Annotated in this window: 12 protein-coding genes; 2 read left to right on the plus strand and 10 right to left on the minus strand. The window is 32.6% G+C overall.

The annotated features are described in order from the left end of the window. Window positions 1-35 precede the first annotated feature (35 nt). Window positions 36-1,043 carry an ornithine carbamoyltransferase gene (argF, locus tag N524_RS0112550; protein WP_029056720.1) on the minus strand — a complete coding sequence of 336 codons (1,008 nt, stop codon included), beginning with the start codon at window positions 1,041-1,043 and terminating at the stop codon, window positions 36-38. Between the two features lie 52 nt (window positions 1,044-1,095). Continuing rightward, window positions 1,096-2,331, minus strand: a complete 1,236-nt coding sequence (gene arcA, locus N524_RS0112555) for an arginine deiminase (protein WP_029056721.1) — start codon at window positions 2,329-2,331, stop codon at window positions 1,096-1,098. Between the two features lie 418 nt (window positions 2,332-2,749). Between arcA and N524_RS0112560 the strand changes: the two genes are divergently transcribed. After that, window positions 2,750-3,223 carry an arginine repressor gene (locus tag N524_RS0112560; RefSeq protein ID WP_029056722.1) on the plus strand — a complete coding sequence of 158 codons (474 nt, stop codon included), beginning with the start codon at window positions 2,750-2,752 and terminating at the stop codon, window positions 3,221-3,223. A gap of 74 nt (window positions 3,224-3,297) precedes the next feature. Here N524_RS0112560 and gtfB read toward each other — a convergent pair whose 3' ends face one another. The 8 genes from gtfB to N524_RS13835 form a co-directional block, all read right to left on the minus strand. Continuing rightward, window positions 3,298-4,638, minus strand: coding sequence for an accessory Sec system glycosylation chaperone GtfB (gene gtfB, locus N524_RS0112565; protein WP_029056723.1), 1,341 nt, complete (start codon window positions 4,636-4,638; stop codon window positions 3,298-3,300). Then, window positions 4,631-6,148 carry an accessory Sec system glycosyltransferase GtfA gene (gene gtfA, locus N524_RS0112570; RefSeq protein WP_029056724.1) on the minus strand — a complete coding sequence of 506 codons (1,518 nt, stop codon included), beginning with the start codon at window positions 6,146-6,148 and terminating at the stop codon, window positions 4,631-4,633. The genes gtfB and gtfA overlap by 8 nt, the downstream gene beginning before the upstream one ends. A gap of 15 nt (window positions 6,149-6,163) precedes the next feature. Beyond that, window positions 6,164-8,554: an accessory Sec system translocase SecA2 gene (gene secA2, locus N524_RS0112575; protein WP_029056725.1), complete on the minus strand. Its 2,391-nt coding sequence runs from the start codon at window positions 8,552-8,554 to the stop codon at window positions 6,164-6,166. A gap of 35 nt (window positions 8,555-8,589) precedes the next feature. Further along, window positions 8,590-9,171, minus strand: a complete 582-nt coding sequence (asp3, locus tag N524_RS0112580) for an accessory Sec system protein Asp3 (RefSeq protein ID WP_017637754.1) — start codon at window positions 9,169-9,171, stop codon at window positions 8,590-8,592. Then, window positions 9,161-10,729, minus strand: coding sequence for an accessory Sec system protein Asp2 (gene asp2 / locus N524_RS0112585; protein WP_037555839.1), 1,569 nt, complete (start codon window positions 10,727-10,729; stop codon window positions 9,161-9,163). Before asp2 ends, asp3 begins: the two co-directional genes overlap by 11 nt. Beyond that, a complete protein-coding gene (gene asp1, locus N524_RS0112590; protein WP_029056727.1) occupies window positions 10,729-12,279 on the minus strand; it encodes an accessory Sec system protein Asp1 in 1,551 nt (516 codons plus the stop codon). The genes asp2 and asp1 overlap by 1 nt, the downstream gene beginning before the upstream one ends. Before the next feature lie 10 nt (window positions 12,280-12,289). Continuing rightward, window positions 12,290-13,498 (minus strand): accessory Sec system protein translocase subunit SecY2, encoded by a 1,209-nt coding sequence (gene secY2 / locus N524_RS0112595; RefSeq protein ID WP_029056728.1) that lies wholly within the window; start codon window positions 13,496-13,498, stop codon window positions 12,290-12,292. 118 nt (window positions 13,499-13,616) lie between these two features. Continuing rightward, on the minus strand, window positions 13,617-14,420 hold the full coding sequence (locus N524_RS13835) for an LPXTG cell wall anchor domain-containing protein (protein ID WP_331280295.1): 804 nt from the start codon (window positions 14,418-14,420) through the stop codon (window positions 13,617-13,619). 64 nt (window positions 14,421-14,484) lie between these two features. Between N524_RS13835 and N524_RS13840 the strand changes: the two genes are divergently transcribed. Further along, window positions 14,485-14,996: hypothetical protein (locus tag N524_RS13840; protein WP_331280296.1), on the plus strand; the 512-nt coding region annotated here is incomplete at its 3' end.

Consider the following 14,996-nt stretch of genomic DNA (forward strand, 5'->3'; position numbering starts at 1 on the left):
TATCTTAACTAAACCTGCATGTACTTTTTTGCTAACTATCCAAGCGTAGCAGCCATTACAGCTTTAATGGTATGCATACGATTTTCAGCTTGATCAAATACTTTAGAATGTTTACTTCTAAAGATTTCATCAGTGACTTCCATTTCAGATAAACCATAGTCATCTTTAATTTGTTGACCGTAAGTTGTATTTGTATCATGGAAAGCTGGTAAACAATGTAAGAATATAGTACTGTCTTTACCAGTTTTATCGAACATTGCTTTATTGACTTGATAATCTTTTAATAAGTTAATACGTGATTCAAATTCACTTTCTTCACCCATAGATACCCATACATCTGTATAGATAACGTCTGCATCTTTAACGCCTTCATCAATATTATCTGTAATTGTTACAGAACCTCCGTCTTGTTTAGCACGTCTCTCAGCAATATCAACGTAGTCTTGAAAAGGGAAGAGTTCTTTTGGTGAGCAAATAGTTACATCTACACCTAGCATTGGACCTGCTACTAATAGTGAGTTTGCTACATTATTACGTCCGTCACCGACATATGTTAATTTAATTCCATCTAAATGACCGAAGTTTTCTTTAACTGTCATATAGTCTGCTAACATTTGAGTTGGATGCCATGCGTCAGTTAAACCATTCCAAACAGGGACGCCAGAATATTTTGCTAAATCTTCTACCATATCTTGTGAGAAACCACGGAATTCAATACCGTCGAACATTCTACCTAATACTTTGGCAGTATCTTCAACTGATTCTTTTTTACCTAATTGAATATCATTTTTTCCTAAAAATTCTGGATGTGCACCTAGGTCGATTGATGCTACAGTGAATGCTGCACGAGTACGTGTAGAATTTTTTTCAAATAGAAGTGCAATATTTTTGCCGTCTAAATATCGATGTTGAATACCTTGTTTCTTATAATCTTTTAAAGTAATTGCAAAGTCGATTAAATCGCTAAATTCTTTCTTAGTAAAATCGTCTTCTTTTAATAAATGTCTACCTTTTAAGTTAAGTGGTTGTTGAATTTCTGACATGATTCATTCCTCATTTCTTTAAAAGTTTAGTAAGTCGTTTATATTGGTTTGGTTAAATGTCTTCTCTATAAAGTGGTTGGCTCATACATCTTGGGCCTCCACGTCCTCGAACTAGTTCACTACCAGTAATTTCGATTACTTTAATACCTTTGTCTCGTAATAATTGATTAGATACATAGTTTCTGTCATATGTGACAACTACACCTGGGCGAATAGTTAACGTATTAGAACCATCGTTCCATTGCTCACGTGCGCCATCAATAACATCTCCATTACCAGTTGGAATAAATTCAATATTATCGATGTTTAATGCATTTTCTAATGTTTCTTTTAATTTGCTAGAATGTGAGATTTTAATATCTTTGCCTTGTTCATCTTTTTCAATTGTAAAGATGTTCATATTATCTTCTTCTTTGAAAATAGCGGCATGCATTGTAAATTTGTCATAATCAATCATTGTAAATACAGTGTCTAAGTGCATGAATGTACGACTATTTGGAATTTCGATAGCAAGTACTTTTGTAAATGTAGATTTGTCATCAAACAAAATTTGTCTAGATAATCGTTCAATAGCTTGTGCAGAAGTACGTTCTGAAATACCTATTGCAAGGACATCTTTAGACAAGATTAATTCATCGCCACCTTCAATGTTGAAAGGAGAGTTTCTATCTAACCAGACAGGTACATCATCGTTTTTGAATCGAGGATGATATTTCAAGATGTATGTCATAAAGATAGATTCACGACGACGTGCTCGCCAGTACATACGGTTAATTGTCATTCCTCTACCAACAGAAGCTTGAGGGTCTCTTGTGAAGTAAAGGTTTGGCATTGGATCTAGATAGAAAGGATAACGATCATCCATGTATTCTACTAGGTGGTTTGTTTCAAGTTGAATTTCTTCTTTACGTACACCAGCCATTACCTTTTCTACGAGTTCTTTATCATTCAAGCTAGCGAATAATTCTTTGATTTCATTCTCATGGCCAAGTACCGTCTTTTGAGATTCTTTTAAAATATCGTCAATGAATTGTTCACGTACAGATTTATCTGCGATTGCTTCAGCAGCTAAATCTTCTAAATAGACAACTTCAACACCTTCGTCTTTTAATACTTGTGCAAAACGGTCGTGTTCTTCTTGAGCAACTTTCAAATAAGGAATATCGTCAAATAACAATCCACTTAGATGATCAGGTACTAAATTCTCAAGTTCTTTACCTGGTCGTTTAAGTAATACCGTTTTTAATTTGCCGATTTCACTGTTTACGTGGATAGGTCCTGTTTCCATTGTTATTTCCTCCTTTGATTTAATACACCTAGAGTATAAAGCGCTTTCAAGTAATAGTTTGAGAAAAAATTCACAAATTTAATGTCTAAAACTTCATATAAAATATTTATTCAATGCAATATGATGATAAATTATGCATTATTTACGCATAAAACCTATATGTACATGTATATTCGATTAATATTATATAGAGTAATTAATATAATATTATTTTTTATTCGTTTGAATGTATTTATAGTCATGAGAGAGTAATTAATTATGCATTTTAATAAACATTTTCAATATTGTTATAAAAAAGTTTATAATAAATGTTAATTATGAGAAAAACTTCACATATCATTGAAGGGAAATTTGTTATGGTAATTGTGACGTATTTTGTCTGTATTTTATAAAATATGCAGATAAAGGAGTATAAAATATGAAAAAAAGTAAACGATTAGATTTAATATCAACAATCGTTAAAGACAATGACATTCATTCGAAAGCTGAAATTGTAGATTATATCGATAAACATTTTGGTATTAAATATAGTGTGGCAACGATTGGAAGAGATTTAAATGAGTTGAAAATCTATAAAATGCCTTCTGCCAATAATGAGCGTTATTATCGTAAATTTAATGATAATGCTCAAAATGAAGCAAAAACAAAACTTATTAACTTATATAAAGAAGAAATTGAGAAGGTAACGATTAAAGATAATTATCTTATCATTAAAACGTCTCCCGGATTTGCACAAAGTGTGAATTTTTATATTGATCAAATGAAATTAAATGAAGTGTTAGGAACAGTGGGAGGCAATGATACAATACTCATCTTAGTTGAATCAACAGAACTTGCAGCGTTTGTTCATTATCAATTATTTGGAGAGACGTATAATAATGATATTATTTAAAATGAATAAGTATACAAAAAGCCATTTCTATTTTTAATTCAAATAGAAGTGGCTTTTCGCATATTTATTAGAATTTATTCATGTAATGCAAGATGCATTGTGTTGGTAAAATCTTTTACTGTTGATTGGTTTGCATGTCTCGCTTGATATGCAAGATGCTGATCAAAGTGTTGTTTATTCGAAGTGATATCAGTTAATACATGGTTTAATGTTTCCACATCAGTCAAAGTGAATATATTTTCTGGTGCAATAAATGTATGTTGATGTATCACTTCGTCCCAAGCAAAGATGACATGTTGATGATGGAAAGCACGTGTAACAGCATTTTCAATTTCATTTCCTTGATTAATATCAAGATAAATATCACATCGTTGATATAGTGCTTCAAAAATATTTTTTGTAGCTGCCGGATATAGATGTACGTGATGATATTGGTCGAATGCCATTAATTTGGAAGACATCTCAGTCACAGCAGCAATGTGAAATTGTATATTTGGATGTGTAATAATTAAAGTCTCAAGTTGTGGAATATCATCAGAATTTGTCAGAATTAACGCATGATTTGAATATTGATTAGTTTTATTAAAATCATACAAATAACCAGATTGAAATACGCTTAAAGCTTGTTCTTGATTAAGTTGCGAAACGATAGTGTCATATTCTTTATAGTCAGGAATCATGACAGAGAATACACGTTGCAATGTATTATCAAGTAAGGACAACATATTTCCTGGGACATGGCCTTGACTATTTTCTTGCCAGAACAAGATACCTCTACCAGCTGTATTCATATGATGTAATACTAAGAAAGGTGTAGATAGTGAATTAATAATAATATCTGATAAATCGACTTGAATTTGTTGTAGATAGTATGTGATAAATTCGACTTTTGAAGCGAAGAAATGAGATTGACCTTGCCAATCTAAAACATAATCTCCAGTAACAAAGTTCTCATAAATCACTTCTTTACCTTCTCTTGTTAAATATTTCTTCAATATTGCTTTTTCTGCTAAATCATAAATCGTTTCCGCAAATTTAAAGCCATTCTTTGTATAATGATCTTCTGAACGTAGACGCCCTTTATCATCTAGCCATCTTACCCGACTAACAATCCTTGTCTTAAAGTGTGGACGATAAACGATTTCACCTCTAATATGACCCATATCTTTAATTTGAGCTGATTGACCATCACCGTTAATTTCCCAAAATGGGGGAACACTCACTTCGTTAAAGAATTTAGGACGATCATTATCATGAAGTTGATTAGCCGCAAAGAATTGATATGGGGATGTGACTTCATCAGGTAAGAATCCATCATCTTCGATACAAATAGTAAAATGTTGATTACCCGATAATTCTAATGTTTGGTGTAATAATTGTGTTGGTTGATTATAGTATTCAAATAAATTAATCATATAGCACCTCGTCGACTAAATGTTGCCATCTTTTAATCATTTCATTGGTCTCAAATGGCGTAGCAATATCATATGATTTCTGATGAGGGTCTTTGGGACCATTTTTAAAGTATTGAACTATTTTAGCAGCCATACGATCAGTAATCTCCTCAATGGACTCGTCTTTAGACGGTTTGTCTAGTAAGTAACCATTTTGACCATCTGCAATGAAAGTTGGATTTCCATAATTAACATTAAATCCAATCATACCTAATCCAGAACCAACAGCTTCCATAAGTGTTAATCCAAATCCTTCACTTTGTGAAGCAGATACAAATAATTCATATTGTGAATAAATGTCATCAAGATTAACGTGACCTCGTAAGTGAATAAAATCTTCAGCATGATAATCATGTATGATTTCTTGAATTTTATCACTTTCAGGACCATGACCATATATATCAAATTCCAATTGTGGAAAAGATTGTTTCGCTTTAATAACTGCGAGTGCAATCCAATCCACATGCTTTTCAGATGCTAATCGGGAAGCGGTTAGTATTGAGTATGGTTTACGATGTCCGTTCGGTAAACTTAATTGATTGAGACTTCCGACAGGTATTGTTCTGATACGAGGGCGGTCTGCAGTATAGTGACGAAACTGTTCAGACAATATTTGATTTTGTAGGTCTGTAGCAACGACATAGAAATCAATGTACTTTGCATTGGTAAATTGATATTCATAATAGTTATTCCATAATATATTAGTATCATCTGTGATATTATCACTGAAATGTTCAGCATGTATGACGACACCCACACGACTTTGACCTTTATTTTGTAGGACAGCTTGTCCAATATCAGTGGCTCGGTCTAATATTACTATATCTTGATTAGTTAAATTTAGTTGTTGAATAAAATAAGCAACAAAGGATTCTTTACTATAAAAACGTGCATCTTTAAATATATAAGAACGCGCATCGCCATCTATGATTTCTTGATAAGCAATAGTGCCATTTTCATTATAGAATTGTCGCATATATAGTTTCGCATAGTTGTCATAAGGTGCGTAGTATTCAGAAAAGACACGCACATAGCTATAGAAATCTTTGCGAATAAGCATACCATTAACTACAAATTCAGCACGATCAACATAAGGTTTATTTGCATTTTTCATATAACAAGTCACAAAAGTTTGTGATTGATGATCTAAATAAAGACGTTGGATTTTACCTTGAGCATCTACTTCAATTCGTGTAATGGTATTTCCAATATCATGTTTGAGCTGTTCTAAAGTATACGTCGTAGGGGCGATTGGAATATCTGTAAAATATTGATACATCCAAATAACTTCGCTATCTTTAAATCCTAAATTTTGTGTTAACGTTTGTATGTTTTCTGATGAAATAAAGTCTAAAAATATGAATTTTGCATCATCTTTTAAGTGGCGAAGCATTTTGGCACGATAACTTTGGGCATATTCAACACCACTACTCGCCCAACCTATACCAAAGTTGATATTATATATTGTCATCAATAGACCTCCTTTCTATGGGAAATGAATTGTTAAGTCATTATTTTTTTGTTGATCGATTATACTTAAACATAAGTTTCTAATAATTCTATGTTTAATGATATCTTCCATTTGTTTGAATGAATCTAAGGCTACTTTGTGATATTCAAAAATGGAATTTCGCTGACCTTTTTGACGTTGATTTACGTTTGATTTTAATTGTTGTAAGTAATCTACTTGCTCTATCCATGCAGAATCTATCGCTTTGAGTACTGATTTTCTAAGAAATTGTTGGAATAACTCCTCATCATTTATCTTATTTTTATTTAGTATTAGTTGGTGGTTAAATTGAGAAATTAATAAGTCGATAATGGCTTCATAATCATGGTTGTGAATTTCAAAATCATCTTTATTAAAGCTAAAACTTAAGTTTTTATAAATATATTTGGTGATGTCGTTTTCAGTTATATTTTTATAATTTTTAAAGTGATGATTGAATACGTCTCGTGCAATACTGTCATAGTCTAATGTATCTAAATGTTCACTTTCTAATATGCGATTACGTTCGCTATAAATTAACTGACGTTGTGTACTAATACTTTTCTCAAATTCATTTGCAGCTTCACGTGCTTTCATTCCTTCTTCTTCAGAAATGCGTTGAGCCTTTTTAACGATGCGCTTGATTTTGTTATTAAAAGTAGGGCTATCAGATAGATAGTCTGTATCTTGTTTCATTAATGTTGGATTGTCTTTTAATTTTGAATCACTCCAACGTTGTACTAGGTAATCATCTAAAGAGATAAAAATTTGTGATTGTCCTGGGTCACCTTGTCGTCCAGCACGTCCTCTTAATTGTCTATCTACACGACTATTTTCCATATGTTCATTAATTAATACGGTTAGACCACCAAGAGCATGTACGTCTTTTGAAAGTTTGATATCAGTACCTCTACCAGCCATACTTGTTGCAACGGTTACCGCACTTAATTGACCTGCTTCAGCAATCATTTGTGCTTCACGAGCAACGTTTTGTGCAATTAATAGGTTATTTGGAATATGACGACTAAATAATTCAGTTGAAAAGTATTCTGCTGCCTCTGCAGTTCGTGTAATCAGAAGGACAGGTCGTTGTTCTTTATGATAATTAATCACTTCTTCTAATATGGCATCATTTTTAATGTCTTCATTAACAAATACTCTATCAACCAAGTCTTCTCTTATAACTGGTCTGGAAGTTGGAATTTGGATAACAATTTTTGAATATAAATCGAAAAATTCTTTTTCAGCTAGTTTCCCAGTTGCTGTCATCCCTGAAAATCGTTGAAACTGCATAAACAGATTTTGGAAGGTGATAGTTGCCATGACACTCATATCATCTGAAATATCTAAGTTTTCTTTTGCTTCTAATGCTTGATTGAGTCCGACTTGCATTTTTGTACCTGGTAGCATACGACCTGTTATACGGTCGATCAGCATAATTTCGCCATCCATAACAATATAATCTAGATTAATATCAAACAGGTATTTAGCACGTAAGGAAAGGTTAATATTCCTTACTAAATCTAAATATGGACCTCCATATATATTTGGTACATTAAAGTAAGTATTTGCTTTTTCAATGCCTTCTTCAGTTAACCAAATTTCACGTTTGGTCTTTTTCATTTTAAAGTCTTTATCTTCTTCAAGTGTTGCGACGAATGCTTTAACTATTTCGAATAGGTTAGATTGAACTCTTGGTGCACCAGAGATGACTAGTGGTGTTTGAGCTGCATCTAATATGATTGAATCTATTTCATCAATGATGCCAAAGTATAATTCAGGTAAAAATTTACTTTCTTTAGTATCTGCTAAGTTATCGATTAAATAATCAAACCCTAAATTTCCGTTGGTAGTATAAATAATATCATGGTTATATAACGCTTGTTTCTCTTGGTTAGATATAGGACCTTGAGGATTCTCTATAAATCCCAATGATGCAGTGAGACCTAACCATTCATACAACGGTTTCATTTCTAAATAGTCACGTTTTGCTAAGTAATCATTAGTTGTAATAAGAAAAACAGAATTGCCTGATAAGGCGTTTAAGTATAAAGGCATGGTAGCCGTTAATGTTTTACCTTCACCAGTTTGCATTTCAGAAATATTGCCCTGGTGCATCACAATGGCACCTAATACTTGGACGTCTTTATGATACATACCTAATACACGTTGTGAAGCTTCACGTATAACGGCATAGGCTTCTGGTAATAAATCATCGAGTGTATTCTGTTTACTATTTAAACGCTGTTTAAAATCTAGTGTTTTTTGTTGTAATTGGCTGTCAGTGAGTTGCTTCATTTCTTCACTATAGTTATTGATTTGATTCAACAATTTGTATAGTTTTTTTAGTCTAATATGGTTAATGGCGGTATTTACATTGAGATTCATAGTTATCCTCCTTTCATTTAGTGATATTGCGAAGATTAATTATAATCACTATTCATACGAGTATGTCGCATAATTTGATTGACCAATGTCACGTTTTGATGTGATTGTGAAGTCTGATTGTCATTGTTATTATCATTAATATTTTCTTGAGGTTCCTTTGGAGAATCACTCATCTCGGTTGCATGGTCTAATTCGGTTAATATAATATTTTTAAATTTAAGATGATGACATGCTGCGTTCATAAGTCGAATGTCATAACTATATGCTTCATTAGGATATTTAAATTCACTTTCATCTTCTTTGATAATGACTTGTTCAAGTTGAGTGCCATTCTTTAAATAAAAAGTCACAATAACATACACACTATGCTCAGGAACTGCTGCGATATTTAACGAAATATGATAATGATAGCCCCTTTTTAACATGGGAAGTTTAGGCGGATGTCCATCTTTATCAAATAACGTTGAAGGTTCCCATAAATTGATTTGCAATCCTGAGGGCATCAATTGGTTCTCATAATATGTGTAATTATCATGGAATTGTATTATAGCGCCGTGTTGATAAGTATGACGTGTTACTTTTCGCCATCTTACTTCTAATCTTTGATTATTCTGCATGACTGTCTCTCCCAAAATGATCTTTAAGTAATATATGGTAAAAGTTCATAAACCAATTAACTACGGTAGGTGTGTCATCATTATGTCGTCCTGGCACAGCTTTATTCATTAAATGAACATTCTGTTGACTGAATATAGGTAACAAGTCTTCAAACGCAGATTGATCATAGTCATCGTTTTCCATATAGGTGATTGCAATAGTTGTATCACTAATATGACTATTGGAAAAAACGTTCCAAAATTTATTATCTAATTGTTTTATATGATTTATTTCATTTGAGTCAGACAATTGATAGTTAGATGATAGGGCGATATCTAAAGAAGTTTCGAAATCATTAGGTCGCAATAACTTCATATTTTCCGCAATTGTACCAACATTGACTAATGGTTTTCCGACATTAATACCTTTAGGATTTAACTGTGCACCATAATATAAAGCGCCAAAAGAACCCATGGATAATCCTGATAAGATTAAATCACTTTTATTGAAACCGAGTTGATTTAATGTATCGTTAATGACTTGTTTTATACCATTTTCATAAGTTTCAGATCCTAAATAGAATGCGCCACCTTGAATACGTGGATCACTGACTAATAAGAAGGGTGCACCTAGTTGTTGCATTAGGTAGAAAGCTTCAAACCCCTCTGCTTCACGATAACCACTAAAATAAACATTAAGCGGTGGCTTAAAATCACCAGGATTAAAGTAATAAAAGAATTCTTCTCGCTTTTCATCAACAAAACGTTCGCTACCTAGAAGGAGATGACCAAATTCAATATGTGACAGACGTTTATGAACTGCACCAATATGAATAGTGCCATTGCCTTTCGCTTTGACGGACGTTGAAATATATGCAGAGTACGGTCGACGTCTTAAATAAAGTGGTTCCTTAAGTTCCTCTTCACTCAGCACAAATGTTTCAAGTATACCTTCTTCTGGATTAAATGATACTAGTCTGAAAGTATACTCTAATGTTACGTCGCCTTCAGTATGAAATTCTGGCCATACTTCTATGACTTTATCTTTATCATAAATAAGATTTTGTTGCCAATTAAGAATAGGTATGAAATGGTCACCAAAATCACCTTGGAATTGTATTTCTTTATTTCCAAAGTAAGTCACATTTATATGTTTGGGCGAAAACACATGGGTAAGAGCAGGACTAACCTTATCCCCATATTGTCCAGGAAATGAAATCGACAATAGTTTATCGTGTAATTCATCAGTTGTATTGTAATGAATAGGGCGGATAAGATATTTTTGTACTAAATCTAATTCTTCATATCCACTTGGCCAATAAATTTCATCTACAAGCGTATTATAAGGACGACTAACAATGTTAATTAAGTTAGCTAAATGATCAGTTAAATTGGTTTGGATAAAGACTAGATCGAATTGTCCATTCTCTTCAACAATTTCCTCAATACTTTCAATATAGTTACTTTCAAATTCGAACAACTTCGGATCAAAGTAATCCCAAGATACTTCTGGACTATGGTTAAATAAATGTTCTAAATCAGAACCACCAATTTGTAATGCTTTAAATTTTCGTGGCATTATTTCTCACCTTCTAAAAATCGATCAAGTTGTTGGATAATATGACCAGATCCTAAGTCATTAATCATATTAGTGTTATAAGTGTAAGCGTGATTCCAATGCTTTAATGTACTTAAAAAGTAATCTAATGCAAATGGAACATCATCATATTGATGAATGATATAGCCATTTTCAAGATGTATGACATAACTACCTTGATGAATATTGATTTGAGGAATTCTAACACTGATACTTGAAATTTGTAAGTATAAATTAGGTTCATCACTTAAATCTATCACAATTCTTAGACGTGATAATAGTTTAATCAAATCCTCTTCAAATGGGACTGATTGAATTTGAATCAGTTCTTCAAATTCCTCAGGTTCTTTTGCTTGTACTAATTCTGATTTGGCAAGGTCATTGTTATCAGATTCATTATAGCTTTCGTTAACATCATTAATTAAATTCAATAACCATTGCTCAAGTTGCGTAGCATCCTTTTTAGTTAAAATGATTAATCTGTATGATGTATGGCGTTTAAGATACGTAATTATATGATGTAATACGTTTTGTAAATCATTATCATTCATGTCATCTATCCAAAGACCAATGTAAGTTTTATTTAGTTGACTACTAAGATTGGATAATGTTTGAGTATCGAAAGGGGTGAGTCTTAATATTTCAGGACTTAATGATTGATTCGTAATTAGATTTTTCAATGCTTTTTCATTTTCTTTAGTATCAACAATCCATTTATTACTGTGAGCCATAGTTTGAATAAAGGATTCATCAATTGTATGATTTCGTTTATTAAAAACGGAATAACATACACGAACGTCAGGTCTGATAGTGTTGAATATTTTATTATGCAAAGTATTTGATGCGACAATAAGTTGATCGTTCGAATTCATTTCATCATTACAGTATGCATTAAAACGTTCTTCGATTAACTCAACCATTGATGGATAGGAATTTGAATTGAACTTATATTGGTGGTTGGACATAACTTCAACATGGTTTGTTTCGAGATTCTCGCGTAGAATCACGTCACCAGAAGCGGTTAGATAATCTTGAAATGCCTCTTTACCTTCTGAGTAATAACGTATAGCACTTAAATAACCACGTTCATCGAATATATATCTGCGTACACGTATACTGTTTTCATAATCATCTACTACTATTAGATAGCCATCTTGATTGAAATAAATGCGAGATTCATAGTTATCTTTCATAGCTTGTATTAAATAAGGTGAATAAAAGAATTCTGTATTCTCAGGCCACTCTAAATCTTCAAATTGAAATGATCGAGATGGTAGTTGATCGAAATCTTGAATCTCATCAAATAGTGACCAAACATTCGCTTCATATAAATCATATTTATGCAAAAATAAACGCAAATTTGGGTTAAAACTTAAATGTAAAAGTTTGAAAGGTTCGTCGTTTTTTTCGTGCATAGACATTAAACTAATAGAATCATCAAATTCAATCATTGCACTTTTTAAGTAAAATGGCTGGTTAAGATTACGCCACCATTTATCTCCGTTGTACCAAGCTGGAACAAAATATTTCATACCTTACTCCTTACCAATATTTGTTTAAAAATGATTTGTATTTATCAAAATATAAATATGTTCGTATTGTTTCTACAATATTAATCGTAATGTAAATCAAAATAATAAATTGAGTGAATATCGAAATTTGTGCTGAAATACCAGATATAAAAATCGAACTAATTAAAGGTAAACTAATAATGAATCCAATGACAAATGCACCAATTGCACTAATTCGCTTAGCTCTATGATTTAAATAATGTTGGGTCATTTTACCAGGATAAATACCTTCAAAATAGTAACCACTTTTCTGGAAATCTTTAGCTATACGTTTCACATTTAACATCATTCTTGATAAACAATAATTTAAAACAATGAGCATCACAATGAAAATAATAACGCCTAATGGATTATCCAATTCCAAAAATGAAGGACGATATTTAGCATTACCCGTTATCCATCTACCAGCTAAATGGACTAATACGTCTACTAAGAAAAATAATGAAAAGTTAAACATGATTGAGATACTTCCAGCGGGATTTAACTTCCAAGAAACGTAAGTATCTTTTTGAGAAGTACTAATATTCATAATATCTTTATAAATCATGTGATATTCAATTAACTCTATAAATAATAAAAGTACAAGTACGACAAAAAGCATAATGCCACCTATGATTATAGTTATTCCATCAATATGCTCGAATTGTTTATTTTGAAAAATAGATTTAATAATACTTGCTAGTACAATAGGCGTCGGCCCAGCAATTCCATAAACTGTATTTTGATCAGCTAACCATACAAGTAACATTGTTCCTGTTAATAGGATAAGTAACAATAAAGCAAAGTTTGCATGATATATCATACCTTTATTAATATACTCGCTTAAAATGAAATAGCCTTGGATAATGGCTAATAAAATAGTGAAAAAGCGTTCTTTGTAACTACGTTCTAGTCGAGTTTGTTTTTGACCTTTTTCAATATCTCTATAAGAGAGTAAAGTCATGATAATCATTGTAGTTAACCATGGACTTAAACCTAATGAGAATAGATTTAGAGTTGTAATATCGCCACCAACATTTGAAATGGCTAGATTCAGAAAACCTTGTGAATGTGGTGATGATTTCATGTCAGCAATTTTAATATTACTGCCCAATATGTATATGAAAATAATCATTAGGGTGAAAAGAATCCGTTTATATAAAATTTTATATTCAATATTTTTAATGTTTTTGAAGTTCATCTTATTTCCCATAATAATCCTCTTCTTAAAATGATTATAAAGAGGCAAAAGCGCTCATTATTTAGTAGTCATTAAAGTACTTTGAAATAATAATGCTTTCGCCTCTATTTTATTTTACTTAGTTATTTTTATCTTCTTTACGATCTTTTTTATCTTTTCTAGATTTTCTAAATATAGCAAGACCAAAAATCAATGACAATAGTCCAGATAATAATCCTTTAGATTGGTTATCATTTTCACCAGTATCAGGTAATGCTTCTGAATCATCTTTAGTATTGTGATGTTGTGTTTCAGATGATTGGTGTGTTGGATCAATGATATTTGCCTCACTAGATGATGTACTCATGCTTGATGAGTTAGATTGAGATGTACTGTCTGATGTTGATGTACTCATACTTTGACTTTGAGATGTAGATGCACTTTCACTTGGTCTAATAGACGAAGATGTTGATGTGCTACTACTAGTTGAGTTACTACCACTCATTGAATGACTGAATGAGTCACTATGACTTGGTGTTTCAGACGTACTATGGCTATTGCTTGCTGATCTACTATCGCTAGTTGAATCACTATGACTTGTTGGTTCAGACGTAGACGTACTAGCACTTGTTGAATCACTGAATGAAGTACTATTTGTATGGCTTTGTGACTGACTTATAGATGTTGATGTTGAAGTACTATCAGACGTTGAAGTGCTTGTACTGTCGCTATTAGACGTACTTGTGCTGATAGATGAGCTTTCACTTATAGACATACTAGTTGAAGTACTAGAACTATCAGAAAGTGACGTACTTGTGCTAGTTGAGCCACTTAGAGAAGTGCTCGTGCTGCCAGAAAGCGATGTACTTGTGCTAGTAGAACCACTCAATGAAGTACTAGTGCTATCAGAAAGTGACGTACTTGTACTAGTAGAATCGCTCAATGACGTGCTTGTACTGTCAGAAAGTGACGTGCTCGTGCTAGTAGAACCGCTTAGAGAAGTGCTCGTGCTATCAGACGTTGAAGTACTTGCACTTGTAGAACCACTCAATGACGTGCTTGTACTGTCAGAAAGTGACGTACTCATACTAGTTGAGCCACTTAGAGAAGTGCTCGTGCTCTCTGATGTTGAAGTACTTGCACTTGTAGAACCGCTCAATGACGTGCTCGTACTGTCAGAAAGTGACGTACTCATGCTAGTAGAACCGCTTAATGACGTGCTTGTACTATCCGAAGTAGAAATACTTGTACTAGTCGAACCACTCAATGACGTGCTCGTACTGTCAGAAAGTGATGTGCTCGTACTAGTCGAACCGCTTAATGACGTGCTTGTACTATCCGAAGTAGAAGTACTTGTACTAGATGACTCACTTAACGAAGTGCTTGTACTATCAGAAAGTGACGTACTCGTGCTAGCTGAACCACTCAATGACGTACTAGAACTGTCAGAAAGTGACGTGCTCGTACTAGATGATTCACTTAACGAAGTGCTCGTACTATCAGAAAGTGACGTACTCGT

Source organism: Staphylococcus sp. URHA0057, from assembly GCF_000620265.1.
Lineage (GTDB): Bacteria > Bacillota > Bacilli > Staphylococcales > Staphylococcaceae > Staphylococcus > Staphylococcus pasteuri.

Coding starts and splice junctions, on each gene's coding strand:
- gtfA (WP_029056724.1), bottom strand. CDS start 6,148: ATGACAATATATAATATCAACTTTGGTATAGGTTGGGCGAGTAGTGGT.
- secY2 (WP_029056728.1), bottom strand. CDS start 13,498: ATGAACTTCAAAAACATTAAAAATATTGAATATAAAATTTTATATAAA.
- N524_RS0112560 (WP_029056722.1), top strand. CDS start 2,750: ATGAAAAAAAGTAAACGATTAGATTTAATATCAACAATCGTTAAAGAC.
- asp1 (WP_029056727.1), bottom strand. CDS start 12,279: ATGAAATATTTTGTTCCAGCTTGGTACAACGGAGATAAATGGTGGCGT.
- asp2 (WP_037555839.1), bottom strand. CDS start 10,729: ATGCCACGAAAATTTAAAGCATTACAAATTGGTGGTTCTGATTTAGAA.
- gtfB (WP_029056723.1), bottom strand. CDS start 4,638: ATGATTAATTTATTTGAATACTATAATCAACCAACACAATTATTACAC.
- arcA (WP_029056721.1), bottom strand. CDS start 2,331: ATGGAAACAGGACCTATCCACGTAAACAGTGAAATCGGCAAATTAAAA.
- asp3 (WP_017637754.1), bottom strand. CDS start 9,171: ATGCAGAATAATCAAAGATTAGAAGTAAGATGGCGAAAAGTAACACGT.
- argF (WP_029056720.1), bottom strand. CDS start 1,043: ATGTCAGAAATTCAACAACCACTTAACTTAAAAGGTAGACATTTATTA.
- secA2 (WP_029056725.1), bottom strand. CDS start 8,554: ATGAATCTCAATGTAAATACCGCCATTAACCATATTAGACTAAAAAAA.